The following is a 22,897-nucleotide window of genomic DNA, read 5'->3' as shown; positions in this document are numbered from 1 at the left end:
CTGACGAGGTACAGACATTGGCCATCATTCATCCCAAGGTTCGCGGTTTCATCTGCACCACGACTCACCCCAAGGGCTGCGAGCTCAACGTCCGTGACCAGATCGAAGCCACCCGCAAGCTGGGCGTGCGCGAGGATGGTCCGAAGAAAGTCCTGGTGATCGGTGCCTCCAGCGGCTACGGCCTGGCCGCCCGTATCACTGCGGCGTTCGGTTTCAAGGCCGATACCCTGGGCGTGTTCTTCGAAAAGCCGGGCACCGAGACCAAGGCCGGCACCGCTGGCTGGTACAACGCCGCCGCCTTCGACAAGTTCGCCAAGGCCGAAGGCCTGTACAGCAAGTCGATCAACGGTGACGCCTTCTCCGACGAAGCCCGCGCCAAGGTCATCGAGCTGATCAAGAACGAAATGGGCGGCCAGGTCGACCTGGTCATCTACTCCCTGGCCTCGCCGGTGCGCAAGCTGCCGCAGACCGGTGAAGTGATCCGCTCGGCCCTGAAGCCGATCGGCCAGCCGTACAAGTCGACCGCCATCGACACCAACAAGGACACCATCATCGAGGCCAGCATCGAACCGGCCACCGAGCAGGAAATCGCCGATACCGTCACCGTGATGGGTGGCCAGGACTGGGAATTGTGGATCGACGCCCTGAATGCCGCCGGTGTTCTGGCGCCACAAGCCCGTACCGTGGCCTTCAGCTACATCGGCTCCGACATCACCTGGCCGATCTACTGGGACGGCGCGCTGGGCAAGGCCAAGCAGGACCTGGACGAAACCGCCCAGCGCCTGGCCGGCAAAGTGGGTGGCAGTGCCAACGTGGCCGTGCTCAAGTCCGTGGTTACCCAGGCCAGCTCGGCCATCCCGGTGATGCCGCTGTACCTGTCGATGGTGTTCAAGATCATGCAGGAGAAGGGTATCCACGAAGGTACCCAGCACCAGCTGGATCGCATGTTCCGTGACCGCATGTACCGCGCCGATGGCGCCCCGGCGGCGCTGGACGAGAAGGGCCGTCTGCGTCTGGACGACTGGGAACTGCGTGATGACGTGCAGAACGCCTGCCGTGAGATGTGGCCTAAAGTGACCACCGAGAACCTGTTCGAGCTGACCGACTACGCCGGTTACAAGAAGCAGTTCCTCAACCTGTTCGGCTTCGAGCGTGCTGACGTCAACTACGACGAAGACGTGGCCACCGACGTACGGTTCGACTGCGTCGAGCTGTAAGCAAGTCCTTGACCGCGCAGCCGTTCATGACGGCTGCGCGGTTCCCGCCGACGACTTGTTAATATTCTGAAACAAATCCCTCGCTGGCCCTTTGCCATGGCCACCCTCCGCCTGATCTATACACCAGCTATTGGCCTGGCAATTTCGCTGGCGCCGAGGAGGGAGCAATGGGTGTACTGCAAAAACTACAAGAACGCATCCGCCAGAAGGGCCTCAAGCGCACCTTCAAGACTTTTTTCGAGCGCTACGTGTTTTTCCATTGGGAACTGCTGTGGATGGAGCGCGACCTGATCAGTCCGGTGCCGCCGCACAGCCTCAAGGCGCATGCGCCGGTCACCCTGGCGCAGATCACCACGGCCAATGCCGATGCCTTCGCCCGACATTTCGGCGACCGTGTCGAGACCATGCGCGAGCTGGCCGCCGAGGGCCATACCGGGCACATGTACCTGGATGAGCAGGGCGATGCCGTGGCATTCATCTGGGCCAGCGTGGTCGATTACCACGACAAGCATTACTATGGTTGCACCTTCCCGGTGAAACCCGGCGAGTTCTTCGAGTTCGGCGGCGAGATGACCCGGCCGTACTTTGGCAGCGAGTTGTCGGTGACAGCCCAGGTCGAGCTGTGGAACACCATGCGCGAGAAGGGCTGCCACAAGGTGGTGGACGTGGTGGAGACCCACAACGTGCCAGCAATGAAACTGCACCTGCGCATGGGCTACCACGAGCAGGGCCGGGTGATGCATGTGTACGGCCTGTTCGGTCGCTGGAAGCTGTTCCGCGAAACCCGCTACCACGGCTCGCGCCTGGCGGTGCTGCGCAAGCCGGGCGTGGCGCGGGCGCTGCCGACCACCTGAGCCTGTCCCGCGATTACAGGCAAGGTTTTTTTTGCTAGCGTTGGCGCACGACAACAGCCCGTCCGCCAGCATGGCGCGACGCCGCAGGGAGCGCGCCATGAGCAGCCTTACCCAACCCTCCTGTGCCTTTCGTCATGTCGCCGCCGACGGCTATGGCCTCGGCGGATTTCGCTGGCGCCACGCTAAGCCCGATCCCCTGCGTCCCCTGGTGATCATCAATGCCGCCACTTCGGTGCGTTGCCGCTATTACTCGCGTTTCGCCGACTACCTGTTCGCCCAGGGCTTTGACGTGCTCACCTACGATTATCGCGGTATCGGCGAGTCGCGCCCGGCCACGCTGCGCGGTTTCCAGGCGTCCTGGAGCGACTGGGGCCGGCTGGACTTCGAAGCGATGTTGCAACTGGCCGCCGCCGAGCATCCGGGCCAGCCGATGCATGTGGTCGGCCACAGCTTCGGCGGCTGGGCGCTCGGGCTGGCGCCGTCGGCGGGGCAGGTGCGCCATGCACTGCTGGTGGGCGCGCAGTTCGCCTATTGGCGCGATTATGCGCCGGAGCAGCGTTGGCAGCTGTTCGGCAAATGGCACGTGGTGATGCCGCTGTTGACCCGGATGTTCGGCTATTTCCCCGGCAAGCGCCTGGGCTGGCTGGAGGATACCCCGGCCGGCGTGGTACGCGATTGGGTTGCCCGTACGCCGCGTTACGAGCAGCGGCCCAGTGGGCGTCTACTGTCGGCGACGCCATTTGCCCAGGTACAGGCGGCGACCCTGGCCATCAGCCTGACTGACGATCCGTTCGGCACGGTGGCGGCCACTGAACGATTGTTGGGGTACCTGCAAACGGGCGAGCGGCGGCATCTGCGGGTGGCGCCTGTGGATATCTCGGTCGGGGAGATCGGGCACTTCGCGTTCTTTCACGATCGGTTTCGTGAAAGTCTGTGGCCGATTGCGCTGGAGTGGTTGCACAAGGGGCGCCTTGAGGCTGGAACACCAGGCCGGCTCATCAGTTGATGTCCGGTTGGGGCCGCACAGCGGCCCCATCTGCTATCAGCCCAGGCGCGCAAGTGGCTGGGTTGTGAACTTCACCCCGGCCAGCCCATGCTTGATCAGCGCACGGATATTGCCATGGTCGCTGCCCTCGGGCGTGGCGACCACGCTGCGGTAGTGCTCACCGAAGGCCAGCAGTGCCTCCTGGTCGCTCAACCCTTCGAGCAGCGCCAGGCCCAGGGTCTTGCACGAACCTTCGTTCTGCCCGGCGGCGTTGTGCACGTCGCCATTGTCGAAGGCCTGGGGCTGGTAGCTGTAGTTCGCGGCGATGAAGGCCAGGGTGTCGGCAAAAACGTGTTCGCCGCTGGCGAGGCTGCTGCGCAGGGTATTCAGGTCAGTCACGCGGTTTTCCTTGTTCGAACGCCGCTTTCTGCTCGGCGCTGGCTTCGTTCTGGTATTGGGCTTTCCAATCGGCATAGGGCATGCCGTACACCTGCTCGCGGGCATCGTCCAGGCTCAGCTCGATCTGGCGATCATCGGCGGCGGCCTTGAGCCACTTGGACAGGCAGTTGCGGCAGAAGCCGGAAAGGTTCATCAGGTCGATGTTCTGCACGTCGGTACGTTTTTGCAGGTGGTCGACCAGGCGCCGGAACGCGGCGGCTTCGAGTTCGAGCTGTTGTTGCGGGGTCATGGGCGATCTCTTCAGGTCATGCGGTTCTTCAGATGGCGGCCACCGTTGATGACCACCTGGCTGCCGGTGCTGTACTGGCTTTGCAGCAGGAACAGCACGGCGTCGATCAACGGGCGGGCGCCGGGTTCGAATTCGAGCAGGGCCTTTTTCAGCGTCTGCTCGCGGTACTGCTCGTCGCCGCCTTCCTTGAGGATCAGCAGGCCAGGCAGGATACCGTTGACCCGCACCTTGGGCGCGTATTTTTCGGCGAACGACAGCACCATGTTCTGCAGCGCGGCCTTCGTCGCGGCATAGCCGATGTGGCTCTTGCTGCCGCGCGAGGAGGTCTCGTCGCAGATGTGGATGATGTCGGCTTTGTCCACCTTGTCCAGCAGCTCGCCGAGGGCGAGGTTGAGGTGGTAGGGCGCCTCGACGTGCAGGCGGAACATGGTGTCGAGGTTGTCCAGGCCATCGTCGAGCCACAGCGAGGCGTTATGGATGATCGCACGCAGGCCGTCGTACTCGCGTTGCAGGTACTCGATCAGGGCCTGGCGGTCTTCGCTGCGGGTCAGGTCGGCCTGGAACTGCCGGATGTTCGGGTGGGCAGCCTGCCCCTGCAAGGTGCGGCTGGCGCTGACCACCGTATGGCCGGCCTGGGCTAGCTCCATGGCCAGGGCCAGGCCGACGCGCTGGCTGGCGCCGGTGATGAGGATTGGGCTGTTCATGTTCGGGCGGTCTGTTCGTCTGTCCGTGCGTGATGCCCCAGCATACCCGAACTGCACGGCCTTGCGAGCCCGTGCCTCAGCGGCTGCGCAGCCCCTGGGAACGCTCGGTGGCGGCGCGTGGCGTGGCGTTGAGCCAGCCGGCCAGCAACCGGGTGGACAGAGGGATGAACAGGTACACCATCAATGGCGTCAGGGCCAGGGTACTGAGCAGCACTCGAGGCAGCAGGTCGAGTGGCGCCAGCCAGTGGCCGAACAGCAGGTTGAACAGTAGCGAAACCGGAAAGAACGCCAGCCAGATGGCCGTTGCCTGCTTCCAGCGCGGTGGTTTTTGCACTGTATTGGTGCCGAACCAGTCGTCGATACCGCTCACGCGCCTCTCTTTGGGGCGCTCGAACAGGCCGTTGCCGCGTTCCAGCCAGGCCCTGCGCGAGGCGGAATGCTCCCAGGCGTGCATGGTCTGTTCGCTGGCGAAGCGGAAGATGATCTGGAATTCGTCGCCCTCGCTCGGCGGGGCGAGGATGCCCGAGCCCAGGTAGCCGGGAAAGTCGTTGGCCAGTTGTTCGCCTTCGTGCAGCCAGGCCAGCAGGTCCTGGTAGCGGCCGCAGGCGGCGCGGCGCGACACCATCAAGGTGACGGGTGGGGTAGACATCGTGTATCTCCTGGCGACGGGGCTGGCGGGTAGCCGGCCCCTGGCTTGCGGCCCGGGGTGATGGGCGGCGCAGGCGGGCTTGCAAGAATCGGGCACGGATTATCGCCGATCAATCATGACCGGTCAGTTTCAATGGCTGGACGGTCGTCAGAAGGTGTTGGGTGCCTGGGCGTGCAGCTCGGGGTGGGCCTTGCGGTGGGCCTGGAGGATATATTCGCGCAGGCGCTCGACCTCTTCGGCCGGAGTGTGGGTCAGGTCGTAGGCGGCGAGGCGCGGGGTGATGCGCCGGCGCAGTGCGCCGTGCAGGCCGATCGGCGGGATGTCCTCGGCGGCGAAGCGCAGGTTGAATTGCGCAGGGGCTTCAGCCCCACCGCGCACTTCCAGCAGCACACCCTTGAAGGAAATGTCGCGTACCCACAGGTCGCTGGCCTGGCCGTGATCGTCCAGCAGCGCGGTCGGCTGCTGCAGCGAAAGGCGCCATGGCCGCAGCATGGGGCCGTCCTCGTAGATGTCCGGCGAGCCCAGTTGCAGGTGCAAGGCGTGGAACTCATCCTCGACCAGTTGCAGGGGGAAGCTCAGCTGCTGATTATTGAAGCTGGCTTGCAGCGTCACCTGCTCGTTGGCCACCAAGCGGGTGAGCAGGTCCTTGAGATGACGGTCGCCATTGACCAGCAGGCTCGACATGGGGTCAGCCAGGTTCAATTGGGGCGAATGCTGCATGTCCTGGATGAAGTCCAGTTCGTCCTGGGAGAGTAGGGCGTCTGCTTGCATGGTCTGACTCGAAGGGGCAATCGGTAACGGCGATTTTGTTCACGGCGGTGGACAGTGGCTAGTCCGTTTCGTTCCGGGCATTCGTCGGATAATTCTCAAGCTAGTGACTTTAGGCGGGGGCGGCCTTTTGCCACTGTCGAGTGCTAGTATCCTACGTTTTCACTCAGTTTCGGAATCCTCACCCGATGAAAGTCGCCATTATTTCCGGTTCGGTGTACGGCACCGCCGACGAAGTCGCCCGCCACGCCGAGTCGTTGCTCACGGCCGCCGGCCTTGAAGCCTGGCACGCGGCCCGCGCCACCCTGCAGGACATCGAGGGCTTTGGTCCCGACGCGTTGCTGGCGGTGACCTCGACCACCGGCATGGGCGAGCTGCCCGACAGCCTGATGCCGCTGTACAGCACGATCCGCGATGTGCTGCCGACGGCCTGGCGCGGCTTGCCAGGGGCGGTGATCGGCCTGGGCGACTCCAGCTACGGCGATACCTACTGCGGCGGTGGCGAGCAGATGCGTGAGTTGTTTGCCGAGCTGGGGGTGAACGAAGTGCTGCCGATGCTGCGACTCGATGCCAGTGAGACCGTGACACCCGAGGCCGATGCCGAGCCGTGGCTGGCGGAGTTTGCGGCTGTGCTGAAAGGCTGATGTTGCCTGGACCGGCCCCGCGATAGGGCCGGTCGCCTCAATGCATGGCTGAGTCTTCACGCAACAATGCCAGCCACGCCTGCGCCGCCCGTGACAGATACGCCCCGCGCCGCCAGATGAAGGCGATATCCCAACGCAGGTACTCCGGCGCCCGCAACGGCAAGCGCACCACCCCGGGCCGTTCCAGCGCCCGTGCGACGATCGCCGGCAGCAGCACCACGCCTTGCCCGGCCGCCACCAATGCGGCAAGAAAGTCTGCCTGGCCGCTACGCCCACCCTCCTTGGGCGTGAAGCCTTCCTGCTGGCAGGCGCTGAGCAATCGATCGTTGAGCACGAAACTGCGCTGGTACAGCAGAAACGGCGTGTCGGCCAGCTGTGCCAGGGCGACGTCGACCTGCCCGGCCAGCGGATGGCCGGCGGGCAGCAAGGCCTCCAGTGGCTCATTGCAGAACGGCTGGTAGTCGAACGCCGGGTCGCTCGGGGTGAGGCTACCGCCCAACTCCAGCTCGCCACTCTTGACGGCTTGCTCGACCATGCGGCTGCCACCTTCGAGCAGTTGGATCGAGATATTCGGATGGCGCCGCCGGTACTCGGCGAACAATCCGGCGAACAGCGCATCACTGCCCAGCAGCGGCAGGCCCAGGCGCAATTCGCCGCGGGCCATCTGGCTGAGGTCGTCCAGTTCGCTCAGCAGTTCCTGGCGCTGGCGCAACAGCGCTTCACCGCGTTCCAGGACGATGCGCCCGGCGGCAGTCAGCAGCAGCTGTGAGCCTTGGCGTTCCAGCAGCGGCTGGCCGATGTCCTGTTCCAGCTGGGCGACCTGCTTGCTCACCGCCGACTGGCTGACGTGCAGGGTGCCCGCCGCCTGGGTGAAGCCCCCTTTGTGGACGACTTCGATGAAACTGCGCAGCTGTTTGAATTCCATGTATGCCGAATTCCGTTTTGGAATGGCTACCAGTCTAACAATTCGCTTCTGGCCTAGGGGGTGGAATTCTACAATGGGCCCGTTGTCGAGGAACTCCCGCCCATGAATCCTGCATTATTGAAAAAGACCTTGCGCCTGCTCGCCGAGCTGATGGTGTTGCTGGCGCTGTTCCTGATCGGTGGCCAGCTGGCCGCCTGGCTTGGCTGGCCGATTCCTGGTGGCGTAATGGGCCTGGCGCTACTGCTGGCACTGTTCGCCACCGGCCTGCTCAAACCGGCCACGTTGCAATTGGCTGCCGGCTGGCTGATGGCCGAGATGCTGCTGTTCTTCATTCCCGCGCTGATGAGCCTGCTGGACTACGGCAGCCTGCTGCGCAGCGAGGGCTGGCGCATCCTGCTGGTGATTGCGCTGAGTACCCTGCTGGTGATGGTGGTCACCGCGGTCACCGTCGAGATGGTGTGCCGTTGGAGGCTGCGCCATGAGCCTTGAACCCATGCCGCTGTTCTGGCTGGCCCTGACCCTTGGCGCCTACCTGGGCAGCCGCTGGCTGTACCGGCGCAGCGGACGCTACCTGCTGTCGCCGCTGATCCTGGTGCCGGCCTTGCTGCTGGCGGTGGCCGTGCCGCTGCACACCGCCTACACCGAGTACGCTCGCAACACGCATTGGCTGATGGGCGTCCTCGGCCCGGTCACCGTCGCGTTCGCGGTGCCGATCTGGCAACAACGGGCACTGCTGGCGCGGCACTGGCCGGCGCTGCTGGTCGGCATGCTCGCCGGCAGCGTAGCGTCCATCGGCAGCTCCTGGGCGCTGGCGCACCTGCTCGCGCTGGACGATGCGGTCAGCCTGTCGTTGCTGCCGCGCTCGATCACCACACCGTTCGCCATGCCCGTGGCCCAGGACCTGGGCGGCGTGCCGGAGCTGACAGCGGTGTTCGTGATGTTTACCGGGGTGCTCGGGGCGATGTTCGGCGGCATTCTCCTGCGTTGGCTGCCCTTGCGCACACCGTTGGCACGGGGCGCTCTGTTCGGTGTCGGCGCCCATGGCGCGGGGGTGAGCCGCGCCCAGGAAGTCGGGCGCGAGGAAGGCTCGGTGGCCGGCCTGGTCATGGTCCTGACCGGGCTGCTCAACCTCTTGGCCGCGCCGTTGCTGGTGATGCTGGTCTGACCGTTCGTGCCACTGACTCGCACGGTCATCAGGCTGGCTGCCAAGGCGACTTATCACCTTCGTATAGGCCTCTAGACTGAGCCTCGACATAGAGAGCACATGTATGTGCCGAGGTGACATGCAATGAACGCAGCCTTGCCCTCTTCCGACACTTATCCACCGGGACGACCGTGATGCCACTGGCCGAAATTCCATTGTGCGTCTGGCGCACCCGGAGCCAGGGTTTCACTTTCCGGGGCCAGAGCATCCGCTACTGGACGGCAGGGCAAGGAGAGCCCCTGCTATTGCTTCACGGTTTCCCCACGGCCAGCTGGGATTGGCACTACCTGTGGGCACCCCTTACCCAGCGTTTTCGCGTGGTGGCCTGCGACATGCTTGGCTTCGGCGATTCGGCCAAGCCTGCGGACCACGACTACAGCCTGCTCGAGCAGGCCGACCTGCAGCAGGCCTTGCTGGCGCACCTGCATATCGACCAGCCGGTGCACCTGCTGGCCCACGACTACGGCGGCAGCGTTGCCCAGGAGCTGCTGGCCCGACATCACGAACAGCGGCTCCAGGTGGCCAGTTGCGTATTCCTCAACAGCGGGCTGTTCCCCGAGAGCTGCCGGGTGCTGCTGGTCCAGAAGCTGCTGCTCAGCCGCCTGGGCTGGCTGGTCGGGCGCTCGTTCGGGCGCGACGACCTGGTGCGCAACGTCACCCAGGTTTATGGCCCGTGCACTCATCCCAGCGAGAGCGCCCTGGATGACTACTGGAGCCTGATCGCTTCCAACCGTGGCCCACGGATCCTGCATAAACTGGTCAGCTTCCTGCCGGAGCGCCGGGCCCAGCGCGAACGCTGGGTCGCCGCGCTGCAGCGCCCCGGCGTGCCGCTGCGCTTCATCAATGGCGCGGTCGATCCTTTGTCCGGCGCGCACATGGTCGAGCGCTACCGCGAACTGGTGCCGGAGCCGGACACCGTGGTGCTGCAGGGCATCGGCCATTATCCGCACACCGAGGCGCCGGTGCAGGTGCTGCGCCATTACCTGGCGTTTCGTGAACAGCCGCTGAGCTATATCCCACTGAAGGTTGCCTGGTCCTGACTGGGCGATCATCGCCGGTCGTTATAAAGCGGCATTCGCCACGGTGCGCTTGATTGCCCGGCCCAGGCGGCTGGCGGAGACTGCGTTGCATCCCTTCATTGCCAGGAGCCTTGAGCATGAGCGAGCCGGTACGTCTGCAGGATCGAGTGGTGATCGTCACGGGGGCCGGCGGTGGCCTGGGCCGGGCCCATGCGCTGTTGTTCGCCGCGCGCGGCGCTCACGTGGTGGTCAACGACCTGGGTGGGTCGACACATGGTGAAGGCGCCAACACCTCGGCGGCCGACCGCGTGGTGGAGGAGATCCGCGCCGCGGGCGGTTCGGCGATCGCCAACCATGACTCGGTCACCGATGGCGCGCGCATCGTCGAGCAGGCCCTGGATACCTTCGGCCGGGTCGATGTGCTGGTAAACAACGCCGGCATCCTGCGCGACAAGACCTTCCACAAGATGGAAGACGGCGACTGGGAGCTGGTCTACCGCGTGCATGTCGAAGGTGCCTACAAGGTCACCCACGCCGCCTGGCCGCACCTGCGGGCGCAGAACTGGGGGCGGGTGATCTTCACTTCGTCCACTTCGGGCATCTACGGCAATTTCGGCCAGGCCAACTACGGCATGGCCAAGCTCGGCCTCTACGGGCTGACCCGGACCTTGGCCATCGAGGGCCGCAAGCACGGCATCCTGGTCAACGCCATCGCCCCGACCGGTGGCACGCGCATGACCGAGGGGCTGATCCCGCCGCAGGTGTTCGAGCGTCTGCAGCCCGAGCTGATCAGCCCGTTGGTGGTGTATCTGGGCAGCGAGCAGTGCCAGGACAGCGGCGAGCTGTTCGAGGTGGGCGGCGGCTGGGTGGGCAAGGTGCGCTGGGAGCGTAGTCAGGGCGTGGGCTTCGATCCGCGTGAAGGGTTCACCCCCGAGCAGGTGGCGGACAACTGGGCGCGGATCGGTGATTTCGAAGGCGCGCAGCACCCGCAGGACAGCTTGCAGGCGTTGCAGCAGATGATGGCGAACCTGCAGAAGTATCCGTTGGGTTGATTGGCGCCGACCTTGCAATTCTTGCAGAAATAAAAAAGGCCGCTGCAATCGCAGCGGCCAATCGAGACGTTAGATCAAGGAGCTTCAAAATCAACGTCGGTGAACCTGGGCGGGCGCGAAAAGCAGGGGGGAGAGCCCTTCGTGCCGGCCAGTGAGATCAGAATAAGCGCATGATCCCGTGGGAAAAATACCCGCTTATGACATTCACCTTTACGTTTCGAGCAAAAGTGCGAGGCGGACTATAGGCCGCTCTCGCAGGAAAAGTCCGTAATGCTTTGTAAGCCCTTTTACTGATCCGCGCCGTATCCCATTCGCCAGCTGGTGGCCTGGGTGGCGGCGAGCAGGCGCCGGGCGGCCGGGCCATGCTCGTCGGCGTGGAAGATCGAGGTCGGGCCGACCACGGTCATCACTGCGGCGACCTGGCCCATGGCGTTGAACACCGGCGCGGACAGCGCGTCCACCCCTGGCATGAGCAATCCGTGCACATGGTGCAGGCCGCGCTGGCGGATCTGTTCGAGCAAGGCGGCATAGTCGTCCGCCGTCTGGCCGAGCGCTGCCAGTTCCCGGTCGCGCAGCTCCACGGTCTCGCGCTCGGGCAGGTGCGCGGCGAACACCAGTCCGGTGGAGGAGCTGAGCAACGGCAGCACCGAGCCGATCTGGGTCACCACCGTCACCGCCCGCACCGCAGGCTCGATGCTCACCACGGTCGCCCCCTGGTTACCCCACACGGCGATGAAGCAGCTTTCGTTCAACTCGTCGCGCAATTGCGACAGTGGCAGCGCCGCCACCTTCAGCACATCGATGCTACCCAGGGCCGCCATGCCCACCCGCAACGCCTCGCGCCCCAGCCCGTAGTGGTTGGTGGCCGGGTCCTGTTCGGCGAAGCCGCTGGCGATCAGCGCCTGCAGGTAGCGGTGCACCTTGCTCGCCGGCATGTCGACATGTTCGGCCAGGCGCGACAGCGAGGTAGAGGGGGAAAGTTCGGCCAGGGCCTTGAGGATGTCGGTGCCGACTTCCGCCGAGCGGACCTTCTGTTTGCCGTTGTCGGTGCTGCTGGCTTTGGCCATGGGGGACTTCTATGCAGATTTCATGGGGTGGCGCCTTTATAGCTTGACGCCTGCGCGCGGGCAAATTACGTTATTCGTAATCTGATTACGATAAAAACAATGCAGACGCGCTGCCGCCCTTGGTGCCGGTTTCAGGATCGGGCTCCGCAGCCAGCTGCCCGAAACGGCTCCCTGTAGCCCGGAGGCACCGATGACCCGCGACACATCCCCTGAACTCCAGTACCTGAGCGGCTTCGGCAACGAATTCGCCAGCGAAGCCCTGCCCGGCGCCCTGCCGGTCGGGCAGAACTCGCCGCAGAAGGCTCCCTATGGCCTGTACGCCGAGCTGCTGTCGGGCACCGCGTTCACCATGACCCGCAGCGAACTGCGCCGTACCTGGCTGTACCGCATTCGCCCCTCGGCCCTGCACCCGCGCTTCGAGCGCCTGGAGCGCCAGCCGCTGACCGGGCCGTTGGGAGGCGTCAATCCCAACCGCCTGCGTTGGAGCCCGCAACCGATCCCGTCCGAACCGACCGACTTCATCGACGGCTGGCTGCCAATGGTGGCCAACTCGGCATCGGAAAAACCGGCCGGCGTGAGTATTTACATCTACCGCGCCAACCGTTCCATGGAGCGGGTGTTCTTCAACGCCGACGGCGAGTTGCTGCTGGTGCCCGAGCAAGGCCGCCTGCGCATCGCCACCGAACTGGGCGTGCTTGAGGTCGAGCCGCTGGAGATTGCGGTGATCCCGCGTGGCATGAAGTTCCGGGTCGAACTGCTCGATGCCCAGGCCCGGGGCTACATTGCCGAGAACCACGGCGCGCCGCTGCGCATCCCTGACCTTGGCCCGATCGGCAGCAATGGCCTGGCCAACCCGCGTGACTTCCTTGCCCCGGTTGCCCATTACGAAGAGAGCACCGGCCCTATGCAGCTGGTGCAGAAGTTCCTCGGCGAACATTGGGCCTGCGAGCTGCAGCACTCGCCCCTGGACGTGGTCGCCTGGCACGGCAGCAACGTGCCGTACAAATACGACCTGCGCCGCTTCAACACCATCGGCACGGTCAGCTTCGACCACCCCGATCCGTCGATCTTCACCGTGCTGACCTCGCCTACCAGCGTGCATGGCATGGCCAACATGGACTTCGTGATCTTCCCGCCGCGCTGGATGGTGGCCGAGAACACCTTCCGTCCACCATGGTTCCACCGCAACCTGATGAACGAGTTCATGGGCCTGATCCAGGGCGCCTACGATGCCAAGGCCGAAGGCTTCCTGCCCGGCGGCGCTTCGCTGCACGGGGTGATGAGCGCCCACGGCCCCGACGCCGAGACCTGCGACAAGGCCATCTCGGTGGACCTGGCGCCGCACAAGATCGACAACACCATGGCCTTCATGTTCGAGACCAGCCAGGTGCTGCGCCCGAGCCGCCAGGCCCTCGAAAGCCCGCAGTTGCAGGCCGACTACGATAGTTGCTGGGCCACCTTGCCGAGCACCTTCAACCCGAACCGGAGATAACCGATGAACCACACCGCCATTGCCCGTAGCTGGGTCGAGCACGCCAACGGGCACCGCGACTTCCCGTTGCAGAACCTGCCCTTGGGCATCTTCAGCCGCCCAGGGCAGGCGCCACGTTGCGGCGTGGCCATCGGCGACGCGATCCTCGACCTCGAGGCCGTGCTGGCCGCCGGGTTGTTCGAGGGGGCGGCCAAGGCTGCCGTCGAAGCCACCGTCGGTGGTGCGCTGAATGACTTCTTCGCCCTTGGCCGCGAGGCCCGTGTCGCCTTGCGCGAGCGCCTGCTGGCACTGCTGGGCGAGGGCAGCGAGCACCAGGCGGCCCTGAAGGCCGCGCTGTACCCGGCTGATGAATGCCAGCTGCACCTGCCGGCGAAGATCGGTGACTACACCGACTTCTACGTCGGCATCGAGCACGCCAAGAACGTCGGCAAGCTGTTCCGCCCGGACAATCCGCTGCTGCCCAACTACAAGCATGTGCCGATCGGCTACCACGGCCGCGCCTCGACCATCCGCCCGTCCGGCACCGACGTACGCCGCCCCAAGGGCCAGACCCTGCCGGTGGGCCAGACCGAGCCGAGCTTCGGCCCTTGCGCGCGCCTGGACTACGAGCTGGAACTGGGCATCTGGATTGGCCAGGGCAATGACATGGGCCAGCCGATCCCGATCGGTGACGCCGCCGAACACGTGGCCGGCTTCTGCCTGCTCAACGACTGGTCGGCGCGCGACATCCAGGCCTGGGAATACCAGCCGCTGGGCCCGTTCCTGTCCAAGAGCTTCATCACCACGGTGTCGCCGTGGGTGGTCACCGCCGAAGCCCTGGAGCCGTTCCGCTGCGCCCAACCAGCCCGTCCGGAGGGTGACCCGCAGCCGCTGTCGTACCTGCTGGACAAGCGCGACCAAGCCGCCGGCGCCTTCGACATCGAACTGGAAGTGCTGCTGCTGACCGAACGCATGCGCGAGCAGAACCTGCCGGCGCATCGCCTCACCTTGAGCAGCACCCGCAGCATGTACTGGACCGTGGCACAGATGGTCGCCCACCACAGCGTCAACGGCTGCCAGCTGCAACCGGGCGACCTGTTCGGCTCGGGCACCCTGTCGGGCGCGGCGCCAGGCTCGTTCGGCAGCCTGCTGGAGATCACCGAAGGCGGCAAGCACCCGGTGGAACTGGCCAGTGGCGAAGTGCGCAAGTTCCTCGAGGACGGCGACGAGATCATCCTGCGCGCCCGTTGCGTGCGCGATGGCGTGGCCAGCATCGGCTTCGGCGAATGCCGTGGCACCATCGTCGCGGCCGGCTGAGGAGGGCAGGGCGATGCAACTGTTCAGCTACTACCGCTCCACATCTTCGTATCGGGTGCGCATCGCCCTGGCGCTCAAGGGCCTGGAATACCAGGCCGAGCCTGTGAACCTGCTCAAGGGCGAGCAGCGCGGCACGGACTACCTGGCGCTCAATCCGCAAGGGCGGGTGCCGGCCCTGCGTACTGACGCTGGCGAGTTGCTGGTGCAGTCGCCGGCGATCATCGAATACCTGGAGGAAGCCTTCCCGCAAACGCCACTGCTGCCCCGTGAGCCCGAAGCCCGGGCCAGGGTGCGTGGCGTGGCGGCGATCATCGGTTGCGATATCCACCCGTTGCACAACGTCAGCGTGCTCAACCAGCTGCGTCATTTGGGGCACGACGAGGCCCAGGTCAACCAGTGGATCGGTCACTGGATCAGCCAGGGGCTGGCGGCGGTGGAGCAACTGATCGGCGATGACGGCTTCTGCTTCGGGGCGACGCCGGGCCTGGCCGACGTCTACCTGATCCCGCAGCTGTACGCGGCCGAACGTTTCAACATCGACCTTGGTGGTTACCCGCGCATTCGCCGGGTGGCCGCCCTGGCCGAGCAGCACCCGGCCTTCCAGCAGGCCCACCCGGCGAGGCAGCCCGACACGCCCGACTGATCGCCACCGCCCGCACCTGCACTCATAACAACAAAAGACAGGGACCTTGCGATGCACAACCAGATAGCCAGCTTTCGCGCGGCGCTAGACGCGCGCCCGGTGTCACCCTACCAGTGGCGCCTGCTGCTGCTGTTGATCCTGCTGTTGGTCACCGATGGTTATGACGCCCAGGTGCTGGGCTATGTGATCCCCGCGCTGGCCCAGGACTGGGGCCTGGAAAAGGCCGCTTTCGGGCCGGTGTTCAGCGCCAACCTGCTGGGGCTGACGGTCGGTTCGCTGGCGGTCACGCCACTGGCCGACCGCTTCGGCGTGCGCCGGGTGCTGCTGTGCTGCGTGCTGCTGTACGCCAGCCTGACTCTGCTGATGGTGTTCGCCACTTCCCTCGACAGCCTGATGCTGGCGCGCTTTCTCTGCGGTATCGGCATGGGCGGCGCGATGCCCAGCGCCATGGCGCTGATGGCCGACTACGCGCCGCCCCGACTGCGCACCTTGATGGTCACCCTGGCGGCCTGCGGTTTCTCGCTGGGTGGCGCTGCGGGGGGCTTCGTGGCCGCGGGCTTCATCGATCATTACGGCTGGCAGGCGGTGTTCCTCGCCGGCGGCGTGGCGCCCTTGCTGCTGTTCCCGTTCCTGGCGCTGTTCCTGCCCGAGTCACTGCCGCGCCTGCTGCGCGACGCCCCGCCCTATGCACGGTTGCAGCGGGTCACCGCTCGCCTGCTGCCGGGCTGGCAGGTACCGGCGGCGCGCATCGCCACCGACGAGCCGGCGGACAGCAAGCTCACCGTGGTGGCGCTGTTTCGCGAGGGGTTCGCCCGGCCCACGCTGCTGCTGTGGAGCACCTTCTTTGTCAGCCTGATCCTGTTGTACTTCATGATCAGCTGGCTGCCGTCGCTGCTGCAGGAAAGCGGGCTGGCGCTGAACCAGGCCAACCTGGTGACTTCGCTGTTCCTGTTCGCCGGCACCTTCGGCGCGGTGTGCCTGGCCTGGTGCGCCGACCGCATGGCCAACAAGGCCCATTTGTTGGCGGGCGTGCTTTTGGGGGCAGCGCTGTTCAGCGTGCTGGTCGGCATTAACCATGATGATCCGCGCTGGCTGGTGCCCAGTGTGTTCGCCGCCGGGTTCTGCATCATTGGCGGGCAGTTGACGCTCAATGCCTTCGTCAGCAACTTCTACCCGGCCCAGGTGCGCGCCACCGGTACCGGCTGGGCCTTGGGTGTCGGGCGCTTCGGCTCGATCCTCGGACCTTTGCTTGGCAGTCTGCTGCTGACCTTGCACATGCCTGTGGAGCAGATCTTCTTCTTCTGCGCCGTGCCGGCGCTGCTCGGCGCGCTGCTGATCAGCCGGGTACGCGCACCGCAGCAGCGCGAAGCGACGGTGAAGGGCGAGGCTTTAGTGGATTGAGCGTCTGCCGTTGGGCAACTGGCCAAGGCGTTCCGTGAGTTTCAGGCGCTGCACCGGGTCGTCGGTCAGCAGCAGTGCGTGCTCCAGGTCGAAGCGCTCTGCCTGGGGGCAGTCCAGGTGTTGGTACAACGTGGCCCGCGCCAGGTAGTCGCCGACCTGCACCGGGCCCAGTTGCATGACCCGCTCGGCGTCGATAAGCGCCGCGAGGTCGTTGTCGTTGCTGATATGCAACTGGCGAAGGTTGCGCGACAGGCGCTGGAGCATCTGCATCGGCGAGGCGCTGCGCAGGTGCTCGGCGGTCAGCGGCAGCTGTGGGCCGAACTGGCGGGCGAGCAGCTCGCGGCAGTCGTTGGGGTACAGGCGCCGGCCGCCGCAAGGGTCGAGCAGGTGGTCGGCACCGGGCACGCGCAGCAGGAAGTGGCCGGGAAAGTTCACGCCCTCCAGGGGAATCGACAGGCGGCGGGCCAGCTCCAGAGCAAGGATCGCCAGCAGCAGAGGTTGGCCACGCCGGCGTTGCAGCACTTTGTCCATCAAGGCCACGTGTGGACGCAACGGGTGGTACTCGTCCTGCTGGTAGCCCAGTGCGTTGAGCTGACGCAGCAAAGGCTGGGCCAGTTCGTTGACCGGCAGCATCGGCAGGCTGGTGCTGACTTCGCGTTGCAGCTCGTGCAGCCTGGCCAGGCTGGCCGCGGGCTCGACAGTGCGGTCATGCTCGGCAGCGATCCACAGCGAGGCTTCCAGCAGGGCGACCGGCTCGCGTTCCAGGCAGGCCAGGCAGGCTTGGCGTGGGTTCATGGGGCTTCTCCATCACGCTTAACTTGTAGCCCTGGCGCGGCTTTTCGTCCAGTGGTCCGCCCGCGCGGTGTGCGGCCTTGACCTGTTTATACTGGTAGGAGCACCTCTCGGGGGAGCCCGTCGATGTTCGCGCTCATGCAAAGCACCCGCACCCAGTCACTGCACCTGTTCATCGACCCGCCCACGGGTTTGAAGGCCGTGGTGGCGATTCACAGCGAACAACTCGGCCCGGCCATGGGCGGCTGTCGCTACTTGCCCTATGCCGACGACGAGAGCGCCATGACCGATGCCATCCGCCTGGCCCAGGGCATGAGCTTCAAGGCGGCCTTGGCTGGCCTGCCGATGGGCGGCGGCAAGGCGGTGATCGTGCGCAATCCGCATGTGGAAAACCGTGCAGCGTTGTTCGAAGCGTTCGGGCGCTTCGTCGACACGCTTCAGGGGCGTTTCATCACCGCCGTGGACAGCGGCACCTCGACCCTCGACATGGACTGCATTGCCCAGGCCACCCCCTACGTCACCAGTACCACCGCCTCGGGCGATCCTTCGCCCCATGCGGCGCTGGGCGTGTTCGCCGGCATCCGCGCCACCTCGATGGCAAGGCTTGGCAGTGACAACCTGGAGGGGCTGCGAGTGGCGGTGCAAGGGTTGGGCAACGTCGGCTATGCGCTGGCCGAGCAACTCCATGCGGCGGGTGCCGAATTGCTGGTCAGCGACCTGGATGCAGGCAAGGTGCGGCTGGCCGTGGAGCAGCTAAATGCCCACCCGGTGGCCCATGAGGCCTTGCTCAGCACGCCGTGCGACATCTTTGCGCCGTGTGGCGTCGGGCCGGTGTTGAACGGGCAGAGCGTGATGCAACTGCGTTGCGCGGCAGTGGCGGGGTCGGCGAACAACCAGTTGACCACGCTGCAGGTGGCCGACCAGTTGGAGAGCCGGGGCATCCTGTATGCGCCGGATTATGTGATCAATGCCGGTGGGTTGATCTATGTGGCGCTTACCCATCGGGGCGAAGGGCTGGGGACCATTACCGCACACCTGGCGCGGATACCGTCGCGGCTGACCGAAGTGTTCGCCCATGCCCAGGCGGAGAAGCGTTCTCCGGCACGGGTGGCGCAGATGCTGGCGGAAAGATTGCTGTACGGCTGAAAGCCATTTCGCGGGGCAAGCCCGCTCCCACGAGATTTTCCATGGATGCGGGCCTTGCGGGCTTGCCCCGCGATGGCGTCATTCTACCGCGCCGCCTTCAAGCAGCTCCGCCAGCGCATCGGGCTGGCTCTTGAATGCCCGGGCGAACACATCGCGGTTCTTGGCCATGTAGATGCCGGCTTCCTCTACCTGCTGCTCGCTCATCGAAGGCACCGCCTTGTGCAGTACCTCGGCCAGGCGTTCGGCCAGCTCGAGCATCTTGTCGTGACGGTCTGCTTCGGCCTTATCCATGAACAAGCGCTCCGGGTCGCGGCTGCTGCGGTACACCACTTCGACGGCCATTCATCACCTCTGTGCCTTTTTGCTGATTGGGTTGCGGACAACTGTATTTTTATACAGTACATCGCCAGGCCATCACCCTGCAACTGCAATGATGGCCAGGCAAACTGAAAATCAGCGTAGCCCACAGGTGCCCTGCGGCAATCGACCGCCTTCCAAGACAGGAGCCATGGCCCTTTAACTGCATGGCACCAGACCTTCAGTATCAGGAATCGAACATCGTGAACATCAAATGGGCAGAAAAGCTGCGCAAGGGCCTGCACGGCTCCGCCGACTCGCTGGGCAACCTGTGTGTGGAGGCCTTCCACTACCTGGCGCTGTTCGGTATAGGCGCGATCACCGCCTATGCGGCGGTGGTGACCTTCCTGGACATGCTGGGCAAGGGCGGGGTGAGCGTCGATGACATCCTGCTGCTGTTCATCTACCTGGAGCTGGGGGCGATGGTGGGGATCTACTTCAAGACCAACCACATGCCGATCCGCTTCCTGCTCTACGTGGCGATCACCGCGCTCACGCGCCTGCTGATCGGCGACGTCTCGCACCACAAGGCGCCGGATGTCGGGCTGCTGTACGTGTGCGGTGGCATCCTGCTGCTGGCCTTCGCCATCCTGGTGGTGCGCTACGCCTCGTACCGCTACCCGTCGACCAAGGCGCTGGATGCCAGTGGCAAGGAAGTGGACGAGGGCAAATAGCCCTCAGTTGGCCAGGCCGGCGGCAGGGAAGCGGCGCTCGCCGTGCGCGGGGCGGGTCAGCGCGGCAAGCACTTCCAGCGGGTTCTGCCCCAGCTCGATGGCCAGGCCCAGGCGGATGCTGTCGATGACCCGCTGCAGGCGTACCGGGTCGTTGCGCTGGGCCTGGCTGATCAGGCGCTTGGCAACCACGCCACTGTCGTCGGAGAGGGTCAGCATGATGCTGCCGTCCAGGCGCTCGATGCTCAGGTTGACCCGGTACTCCGGGGCGAAGGCGGCGCTGATCTGATCAAAGGGATTGTTCATGGTCGGGGTCTGCAGTGAATGATTGCAGAAGTTGACCGGGCTCGGCCAAGGTTGGTTCAGGCCCGCTGATCGGCGAACAACGAAAACGCCCGGCGCAAGGCCGGGCGTTCTTGTCTGACCCGTTGCCGGTCAGGCGTCTGGGTCACTCAGTTCCAGGGCGCCGCGCTTGCTGCGCAACTTGCCGTAGAAGTGTTCCAGGGCGTGATTCAGTTTGCTGGCGGCGCCATCGACGGCATGTTCCAGCGAAGTGGCGGTGTGGGTCACGGAAATCGGCTGGTGACCCTTCGGGCGAGCCTCCATCTGGCAGCGTTTGTCGTGGGGACCGGGCTTGGCGCCGTTTTCGTCATGCAGGTGGACTTCAATGCGGGTGAGGTCGTCCTCGTAACGTTCGAGGCTGCTTTGCAGGGTACTGCGGACCCATTGGTCGAGACGGATGTTGCCTTCGATATGGTTGCTGCTGTTGACCTGGATTTGCATGATTCAATCCTTATTCAGCTTGCTCGCGAGAGGCGCGCCTAGGCCACTGAGGGCGTTGGTTTTCCTGCGCCTCTTGACTCTAAAGTCAGGCAAGCGCCGGACGAATTCAAGCCCTTTCTGAAAATAAATTTCCTGTTGCAATTCGCTCCGCTCACAACGATGACGGCCGATCACTGCAATCAATAATGCTGGGCCATCCGCCAGGCGACCCCTAAGCTCAGGCGCATTTCCTCACCCGTCGGGAGCGCCGCATGTCCAGCAACCCTCTGTTCCAGCCCTTTACCCTCGGCACCCTCGATCTGCCGACCCGTGTGGTCATGGCACCGATGACCCGTACCTTCTGCCCCGGTGGCGTACCCCATGACGCAGTGGTCGACTATTACCGTCGCCGCGCCGCCGCCGGTGTCGGGTTGATCATCACCGAGGGCACCACGGTCGGGCACAAGGCCGCCAATGGCTACCCCAATGTGCCGCGCTTCCATGGCGAAGATGCCCTGGCCGGTTGGAAGCGTGTGGTCGACGCGGTCCATGCCGAAGGCGGGCGCATCGTGCCGCAATTGTGGCACGTGGGCAGTGTGCGCCGACTGGGCACCGAGCCGGATGCCGACGTGCCGGGTTATGGCCCGAGCGGCAAGGAGAAGGATGGCCAGGTACTGGTCCAGGAGATGAGCCACGACGACATTCGCGAGGTGATCGCCGCCTTCGCCCAGGCCGCGCGAGATGCCCAGGCCATCGGCATGGACGGTGTGGAAATCCACGGCGCCCACGGTTACCTGATCGACCAGTTCTTTTGGGAGGCCAGCAACCGTCGCGACGACGAATACGGCGGTGACCTGGCCGGACGCTCGCGTTTCGCCATCGAGCTTATCCAGGCCGTGCGCGCAGCCGTCGGCCCGGACTTCCCAATCATCCTGCGCTTTTCGCAGTGGAAGCAGCAGGACTACAACGCACGCCTGGTACAGACCCCGGAGGCACTGGCGGCATTCCTCAGCCCCTTGTGCGAAGCGGGTGTGGATATCTTCCACTGCTCTACCCGGCGCTTCTGGGAGCCGGAATTCGAGGGCAGCGAGCTGAACCTGGCCGGTTGGACCCGCCAGCTCACCGGCAAGCCGACCATCACCGTGGGCAGTGTCGGCCTGGATGGCGAGTTCCTGCAGTTCATGGTCGCAACCGACAAGGTGGCCAAGCCGGCCAGCCTCGAAGGCTTGCTGCAACGCTTGCAGGACCAGGAGTTCGACCTGGTGGCCGTGGGACGCGCCTTGCTGGTGGATGCCGAATGGGCGCGCAAGGTTCGCGAGGGACGTGAGGCTGATGTGCTGCCGTTCAGCCGTGAGGCGCTGACGACCCTGGCTTGATCACCAGGGGCGGCGACTGTTCGCGGGTAGCCTGCAACCCGCGGCAGGCATCGTACAGGTAACCCTCGAACTGCTCGATGATCGCCGGCCAGCCCTGGCGGCTGGCATGCTGGCGAGCATTGAGGCGCACCCGGCGCAGGGTTTCGCTTTCCTCCAGCAACCAGCAGGCGGCGTCGATGAACGCCGCCTGATCACCCGGCATGGCCAGTGCGCCGCTGTGGCCGTGACGGATGTGCTGGGCGGCCGCGGCTTCATCGTAGGCGACCACGGCAAGACCCGAGGCGAGCGCCTCGAGCACCACGTTGCCAAAGGTCTCGGTCAGGCTCGGGAACAGGAACAGGTCGCCGCTGGCATAGTGCTCGGCCAGCACCTCGCCGCGCTGCGCACCGCAGAACACCGCGTCGGGCAGCTGTTGTTCGAGCTGGCCGCGCAGTGGGCCATCGCCGACGATCACCAGGCGCAGCCGCCGGTGCGGGTAGGCCCTGCGCAGGGCTTCCATGCAGGGGCGCAGCAAGGCCAGGTTCTTCTCCGCGGCCAGGCGCCCGACGTGCAGCACAGCCAGGTCATCCACGGCCAGCCCCCACTGCTCGCGCAGGGCCTGGCTGCGCCTTGCCGGGTTGAACAGGCCGGCATCGACCCCGCGGGCCATCAGGCCAAGGCGTTCGAAGCCGCGGCGTTGCAGTTCCAGGCGCTGGCTGATGCTGGGCACCAGGGTGATGGCGGTACGCCGATGGAACCAGCGCAGGTAGTGGGTCAGCAGCCGCGACAGCAGCCCCAGGCCATACTGCCCAGAATACTGCGCAAAGTTGGTATGAAAGCCACTGACCACCGCCACGCCCAGGCGCCGGGCGGCGCGCAGGGCGCTCAGGCCCAAGGGACCTTCGGTGGCGATGTACAGCACGTCCGGACGCTGCCGACGCCAGCGGCGCCAAAGCTTGTGCATCGACACTTCGCCCCACTGCAGGCCGGGGTAGCCGGGCAATGGCCAGCCGCGGCACAGCAGCAGTTCGTCGTCGTTGCCCGATGCGCTGTCGGCAGCCTGTCGCGGGCGGATCAGTTCGACCTGATGCCCGCGCTGGCGCAGCCCCTCGCTGAGGCGGCCGAGGGTGTTGGCCACGCCATTGATCTCGGGTGGGAAGGTTTCGCTGACCAGGGTGATGCGCAAGGACGGTGTGTTCATGGCAA

The 22,897-nt window shown here is 65.3% G+C and carries 27 protein-coding genes; 15 read left to right on the top strand and 12 right to left on the bottom strand.

Annotation, left to right across the window (positions count from 1 at the left end; all coding sequences use genetic code 11):
• Nucleotides 1–17 precede the first annotated feature (17 nt).
• The 3 genes from fabV (at nucleotide 18) to C3F42_RS12610 (ending at nucleotide 3,077) form a co-directional block, all read left to right on the top strand.
• Nucleotides 18–1,217 (top strand): enoyl-ACP reductase FabV, encoded by a 1,200-nt coding sequence (fabV, locus tag C3F42_RS12620; RefSeq protein WP_094010279.1) that lies wholly within the window; start codon nucleotides 18–20, stop codon nucleotides 1,215–1,217.
• Nucleotides 1,218–1,384: 167 nt separating this feature from the next.
• A complete protein-coding gene (locus C3F42_RS12615; protein ID WP_023630526.1) occupies nucleotides 1,385–2,071 on the top strand; it encodes a GNAT family N-acetyltransferase in 687 nt (228 codons plus the stop codon).
• Between the two features lie 97 nt (nucleotides 2,072–2,168).
• Nucleotides 2,169–3,077, top strand: coding sequence for an alpha/beta fold hydrolase (locus tag C3F42_RS12610; RefSeq protein WP_094010278.1), 909 nt, complete (start codon nucleotides 2,169–2,171; stop codon nucleotides 3,075–3,077).
• A 36-nt stretch (nucleotides 3,078–3,113) separates the two neighbouring features.
• Here C3F42_RS12610 and C3F42_RS12605 read toward each other — a convergent pair whose 3' ends face one another.
• The 5 genes from C3F42_RS12605 to C3F42_RS12585 all read right to left on the bottom strand — a co-directional run bounded on the left by C3F42_RS12605 (nucleotide 3,114) and on the right by C3F42_RS12585 (nucleotide 5,868).
• Complete coding sequence (locus tag C3F42_RS12605; RefSeq protein WP_023630528.1) at nucleotides 3,114–3,455, bottom strand: HopJ type III effector protein; 342 nt, start codon at nucleotides 3,453–3,455, stop codon at nucleotides 3,114–3,116.
• The gene (locus C3F42_RS12600; protein WP_023630529.1) at nucleotides 3,448–3,744 is read right to left on the bottom strand and encodes a DUF1244 domain-containing protein; all 297 of its coding nucleotides are present in this window, start codon (nucleotides 3,742–3,744) and stop codon (nucleotides 3,448–3,450) included. Before C3F42_RS12600 ends, C3F42_RS12605 begins: the two co-directional genes overlap by 8 nt.
• A gap of 11 nt (nucleotides 3,745–3,755) precedes the next feature.
• The gene (gene folM, locus C3F42_RS12595; RefSeq protein ID WP_023630530.1) at nucleotides 3,756–4,448 is read right to left on the bottom strand and encodes a dihydromonapterin reductase; all 693 of its coding nucleotides are present in this window, start codon (nucleotides 4,446–4,448) and stop codon (nucleotides 3,756–3,758) included.
• Nucleotides 4,449–4,524: 76 nt separating this feature from the next.
• The gene (locus C3F42_RS12590) at nucleotides 4,525–5,097 is read right to left on the bottom strand and encodes an antibiotic biosynthesis monooxygenase (protein ID WP_104444512.1); all 573 of its coding nucleotides are present in this window, start codon (nucleotides 5,095–5,097) and stop codon (nucleotides 4,525–4,527) included.
• A 147-nt stretch (nucleotides 5,098–5,244) separates the two neighbouring features.
• Nucleotides 5,245–5,868 (bottom strand): PilZ domain-containing protein, encoded by a 624-nt coding sequence (locus tag C3F42_RS12585; protein WP_038707362.1) that lies wholly within the window; start codon nucleotides 5,866–5,868, stop codon nucleotides 5,245–5,247.
• 185 nt (nucleotides 5,869–6,053) lie between these two features.
• Here C3F42_RS12585 and C3F42_RS12580 point away from each other — a divergent pair, with 185 nt between their 5' ends.
• The gene (locus C3F42_RS12580; RefSeq protein WP_104444511.1) at nucleotides 6,054–6,509 is read left to right on the top strand and encodes a flavodoxin; all 456 of its coding nucleotides are present in this window, start codon (nucleotides 6,054–6,056) and stop codon (nucleotides 6,507–6,509) included.
• Between the two features lie 37 nt (nucleotides 6,510–6,546).
• Here C3F42_RS12580 and C3F42_RS12575 read toward each other — a convergent pair whose 3' ends face one another.
• Nucleotides 6,547–7,434: a LysR family transcriptional regulator gene (locus C3F42_RS12575; RefSeq protein WP_038707364.1), complete on the bottom strand. Its 888-nt coding sequence runs from the start codon at nucleotides 7,432–7,434 to the stop codon at nucleotides 6,547–6,549.
• 102 nt (nucleotides 7,435–7,536) lie between these two features.
• Here C3F42_RS12575 and C3F42_RS12570 point away from each other — a divergent pair, with 102 nt between their 5' ends.
• From C3F42_RS12570 to C3F42_RS12555, 4 genes are all read left to right on the top strand, one after another.
• Complete coding sequence (locus C3F42_RS12570) at nucleotides 7,537–7,923, top strand: CidA/LrgA family protein (protein ID WP_104444510.1); 387 nt, start codon at nucleotides 7,537–7,539, stop codon at nucleotides 7,921–7,923.
• Nucleotides 7,913–8,599, top strand: coding sequence for an LrgB family protein (locus C3F42_RS12565; protein WP_094010275.1), 687 nt, complete (start codon nucleotides 7,913–7,915; stop codon nucleotides 8,597–8,599). Before C3F42_RS12570 ends, C3F42_RS12565 begins: the two co-directional genes overlap by 11 nt.
• A gap of 173 nt (nucleotides 8,600–8,772) precedes the next feature.
• A complete protein-coding gene (locus tag C3F42_RS12560; protein WP_038707366.1) occupies nucleotides 8,773–9,678 on the top strand; it encodes an alpha/beta fold hydrolase in 906 nt (301 codons plus the stop codon).
• A gap of 116 nt (nucleotides 9,679–9,794) precedes the next feature.
• Entirely contained in the window at nucleotides 9,795–10,709 is a 915-nt protein-coding gene (locus C3F42_RS12555) for an SDR family oxidoreductase (protein ID WP_038707367.1), read from the top strand.
• 287 nt (nucleotides 10,710–10,996) lie between these two features.
• Here C3F42_RS12555 and C3F42_RS12550 read toward each other — a convergent pair whose 3' ends face one another.
• Nucleotides 10,997–11,776 (bottom strand): IclR family transcriptional regulator, encoded by a 780-nt coding sequence (locus C3F42_RS12550; RefSeq protein ID WP_094010273.1) that lies wholly within the window; start codon nucleotides 11,774–11,776, stop codon nucleotides 10,997–10,999.
• A gap of 190 nt (nucleotides 11,777–11,966) precedes the next feature.
• Between C3F42_RS12550 and hmgA the strand changes: the two genes are divergently transcribed.
• From hmgA to C3F42_RS12530, 4 genes are read left to right on the top strand one after another with little or no spacing between them, the layout of a single operon-like run.
• Entirely contained in the window at nucleotides 11,967–13,268 is a 1,302-nt protein-coding gene (gene hmgA / locus C3F42_RS12545; RefSeq protein WP_094010272.1) for a homogentisate 1,2-dioxygenase, read from the top strand.
• A 3-nt stretch (nucleotides 13,269–13,271) separates the two neighbouring features.
• Nucleotides 13,272–14,564 carry a fumarylacetoacetase gene (fahA, locus tag C3F42_RS12540; RefSeq protein WP_104444509.1) on the top strand — a complete coding sequence of 431 codons (1,293 nt, stop codon included), beginning with the start codon at nucleotides 13,272–13,274 and terminating at the stop codon, nucleotides 14,562–14,564.
• A gap of 13 nt (nucleotides 14,565–14,577) precedes the next feature.
• Nucleotides 14,578–15,207, top strand: a complete 630-nt coding sequence (maiA, locus tag C3F42_RS12535) for a maleylacetoacetate isomerase (RefSeq protein WP_094010271.1) — start codon at nucleotides 14,578–14,580, stop codon at nucleotides 15,205–15,207.
• Nucleotides 15,208–15,258: 51 nt separating this feature from the next.
• Entirely contained in the window at nucleotides 15,259–16,608 is a 1,350-nt protein-coding gene (locus tag C3F42_RS12530) for an aromatic acid/H+ symport family MFS transporter (RefSeq protein WP_038707371.1), read from the top strand.
• On the opposite strand, the gene C3F42_RS12525 is transcribed toward C3F42_RS12530, so the two are convergent.
• Nucleotides 16,597–17,403, bottom strand: a complete 807-nt coding sequence (locus tag C3F42_RS12525; protein WP_094010270.1) for a SirB1 family protein — start codon at nucleotides 17,401–17,403, stop codon at nucleotides 16,597–16,599. The two genes, C3F42_RS12530 and C3F42_RS12525, sit on opposite strands and share 12 nt — an antisense overlap.
• A gap of 123 nt (nucleotides 17,404–17,526) precedes the next feature.
• On the opposite strand from C3F42_RS12525, the gene C3F42_RS12520 reads away from it, so the two are divergent.
• Nucleotides 17,527–18,546 (top strand): Glu/Leu/Phe/Val dehydrogenase dimerization domain-containing protein, encoded by a 1,020-nt coding sequence (locus C3F42_RS12520; protein WP_104444508.1) that lies wholly within the window; start codon nucleotides 17,527–17,529, stop codon nucleotides 18,544–18,546.
• A gap of 78 nt (nucleotides 18,547–18,624) precedes the next feature.
• Here C3F42_RS12520 and C3F42_RS12515 read toward each other — a convergent pair whose 3' ends face one another.
• Nucleotides 18,625–18,888, bottom strand: coding sequence for a YebG family protein (locus tag C3F42_RS12515; protein WP_023631474.1), 264 nt, complete (start codon nucleotides 18,886–18,888; stop codon nucleotides 18,625–18,627).
• Between the two features lie 218 nt (nucleotides 18,889–19,106).
• Between C3F42_RS12515 and C3F42_RS12510 the strand changes: the two genes are divergently transcribed.
• A complete protein-coding gene (locus C3F42_RS12510) occupies nucleotides 19,107–19,577 on the top strand; it encodes a phosphate-starvation-inducible protein PsiE (protein WP_031315617.1) in 471 nt (156 codons plus the stop codon).
• 3 nt (nucleotides 19,578–19,580) lie between these two features.
• Here C3F42_RS12510 and C3F42_RS12505 read toward each other — a convergent pair whose 3' ends face one another.
• Both C3F42_RS12505 and C3F42_RS12500 read right to left on the bottom strand, forming a co-directional pair.
• Nucleotides 19,581–19,880 carry a DUF3509 domain-containing protein gene (locus C3F42_RS12505; RefSeq protein WP_094010268.1) on the bottom strand — a complete coding sequence of 100 codons (300 nt, stop codon included), beginning with the start codon at nucleotides 19,878–19,880 and terminating at the stop codon, nucleotides 19,581–19,583.
• A gap of 129 nt (nucleotides 19,881–20,009) precedes the next feature.
• Nucleotides 20,010–20,357: an HPF/RaiA family ribosome-associated protein gene (locus C3F42_RS12500; RefSeq protein WP_104444507.1), complete on the bottom strand. Its 348-nt coding sequence runs from the start codon at nucleotides 20,355–20,357 to the stop codon at nucleotides 20,010–20,012.
• A 251-nt stretch (nucleotides 20,358–20,608) separates the two neighbouring features.
• On the opposite strand from C3F42_RS12500, the gene C3F42_RS12495 reads away from it, so the two are divergent.
• Nucleotides 20,609–21,712, top strand: a complete 1,104-nt coding sequence (locus C3F42_RS12495) for an NADH:flavin oxidoreductase (RefSeq protein WP_023630675.1) — start codon at nucleotides 20,609–20,611, stop codon at nucleotides 21,710–21,712.
• Here the strand turns inward: C3F42_RS12495 and C3F42_RS12490 are convergent.
• Nucleotides 21,681–22,892, bottom strand: a complete 1,212-nt coding sequence (locus tag C3F42_RS12490) for a glycosyltransferase family 1 protein (protein ID WP_104444506.1) — start codon at nucleotides 22,890–22,892, stop codon at nucleotides 21,681–21,683. The genes C3F42_RS12495 and C3F42_RS12490 overlap by 32 nt on opposite strands.
• Nucleotides 22,893–22,897 lie beyond the last annotated feature (5 nt).

The organism is Pseudomonas sp. PONIH3 (assembly GCF_002934345.1).
Lineage (GTDB): Bacteria > Pseudomonadota > Gammaproteobacteria > Pseudomonadales > Pseudomonadaceae > Aquipseudomonas > Aquipseudomonas soli.
The sequence above is the reverse complement of the archived record's forward strand: the minus strand, read 5'-3'. Positions and strand labels throughout refer to the sequence as shown.

Bases quoted from the DNA above. Each gene is read 5' to 3' on its own strand.
- C3F42_RS12615 (WP_023630526.1), top strand. From the start codon at position 1,385: ATGGGTGTACTGCAAAAACTACAAGAACGCATCCGCCAGAAGGGCCTC.
- C3F42_RS12610 (WP_094010278.1), top strand. From the start codon at position 2,169: ATGAGCAGCCTTACCCAACCCTCCTGTGCCTTTCGTCATGTCGCCGCC.
- C3F42_RS12600 (WP_023630529.1), bottom strand. From the start codon at position 3,744: ATGACCCCGCAACAACAGCTCGAACTCGAAGCCGCCGCGTTCCGGCGC.
- folM (WP_023630530.1), bottom strand. From the start codon at position 4,448: ATGAACAGCCCAATCCTCATCACCGGCGCCAGCCAGCGCGTCGGCCTG.
- C3F42_RS12590 (WP_104444512.1), bottom strand. From the start codon at position 5,097: ATGTCTACCCCACCCGTCACCTTGATGGTGTCGCGCCGCGCCGCCTGC.
- C3F42_RS12585 (WP_038707362.1), bottom strand. From the start codon at position 5,868: ATGCAAGCAGACGCCCTACTCTCCCAGGACGAACTGGACTTCATCCAG.
- C3F42_RS12580 (WP_104444511.1), top strand. From the start codon at position 6,054: ATGAAAGTCGCCATTATTTCCGGTTCGGTGTACGGCACCGCCGACGAA.
- C3F42_RS12575 (WP_038707364.1), bottom strand. From the start codon at position 7,434: ATGGAATTCAAACAGCTGCGCAGTTTCATCGAAGTCGTCCACAAAGGG.
- C3F42_RS12570 (WP_104444510.1), top strand. From the start codon at position 7,537: ATGAATCCTGCATTATTGAAAAAGACCTTGCGCCTGCTCGCCGAGCTG.
- C3F42_RS12565 (WP_094010275.1), top strand. From the start codon at position 7,913: ATGAGCCTTGAACCCATGCCGCTGTTCTGGCTGGCCCTGACCCTTGGC.
- C3F42_RS12560 (WP_038707366.1), top strand. From the start codon at position 8,773: ATGCCACTGGCCGAAATTCCATTGTGCGTCTGGCGCACCCGGAGCCAG.
- C3F42_RS12555 (WP_038707367.1), top strand. From the start codon at position 9,795: ATGAGCGAGCCGGTACGTCTGCAGGATCGAGTGGTGATCGTCACGGGG.
- C3F42_RS12550 (WP_094010273.1), bottom strand. From the start codon at position 11,776: ATGGCCAAAGCCAGCAGCACCGACAACGGCAAACAGAAGGTCCGCTCG.
- hmgA (WP_094010272.1), top strand. From the start codon at position 11,967: ATGACCCGCGACACATCCCCTGAACTCCAGTACCTGAGCGGCTTCGGC.
- fahA (WP_104444509.1), top strand. From the start codon at position 13,272: ATGAACCACACCGCCATTGCCCGTAGCTGGGTCGAGCACGCCAACGGG.
- maiA (WP_094010271.1), top strand. From the start codon at position 14,578: ATGCAACTGTTCAGCTACTACCGCTCCACATCTTCGTATCGGGTGCGC.
- C3F42_RS12530 (WP_038707371.1), top strand. From the start codon at position 15,259: ATGCACAACCAGATAGCCAGCTTTCGCGCGGCGCTAGACGCGCGCCCG.
- C3F42_RS12525 (WP_094010270.1), bottom strand. From the start codon at position 17,403: ATGAACCCACGCCAAGCCTGCCTGGCCTGCCTGGAACGCGAGCCGGTC.
- C3F42_RS12520 (WP_104444508.1), top strand. From the start codon at position 17,527: ATGTTCGCGCTCATGCAAAGCACCCGCACCCAGTCACTGCACCTGTTC.
- C3F42_RS12515 (WP_023631474.1), bottom strand. From the start codon at position 18,888: ATGGCCGTCGAAGTGGTGTACCGCAGCAGCCGCGACCCGGAGCGCTTG.
- C3F42_RS12505 (WP_094010268.1), bottom strand. From the start codon at position 19,880: ATGAACAATCCCTTTGATCAGATCAGCGCCGCCTTCGCCCCGGAGTAC.
- C3F42_RS12500 (WP_104444507.1), bottom strand. From the start codon at position 20,357: ATGCAAATCCAGGTCAACAGCAGCAACCATATCGAAGGCAACATCCGT.
- C3F42_RS12495 (WP_023630675.1), top strand. From the start codon at position 20,609: ATGTCCAGCAACCCTCTGTTCCAGCCCTTTACCCTCGGCACCCTCGAT.
- C3F42_RS12490 (WP_104444506.1), bottom strand. From the start codon at position 22,892: ATGAACACACCGTCCTTGCGCATCACCCTGGTCAGCGAAACCTTCCCA.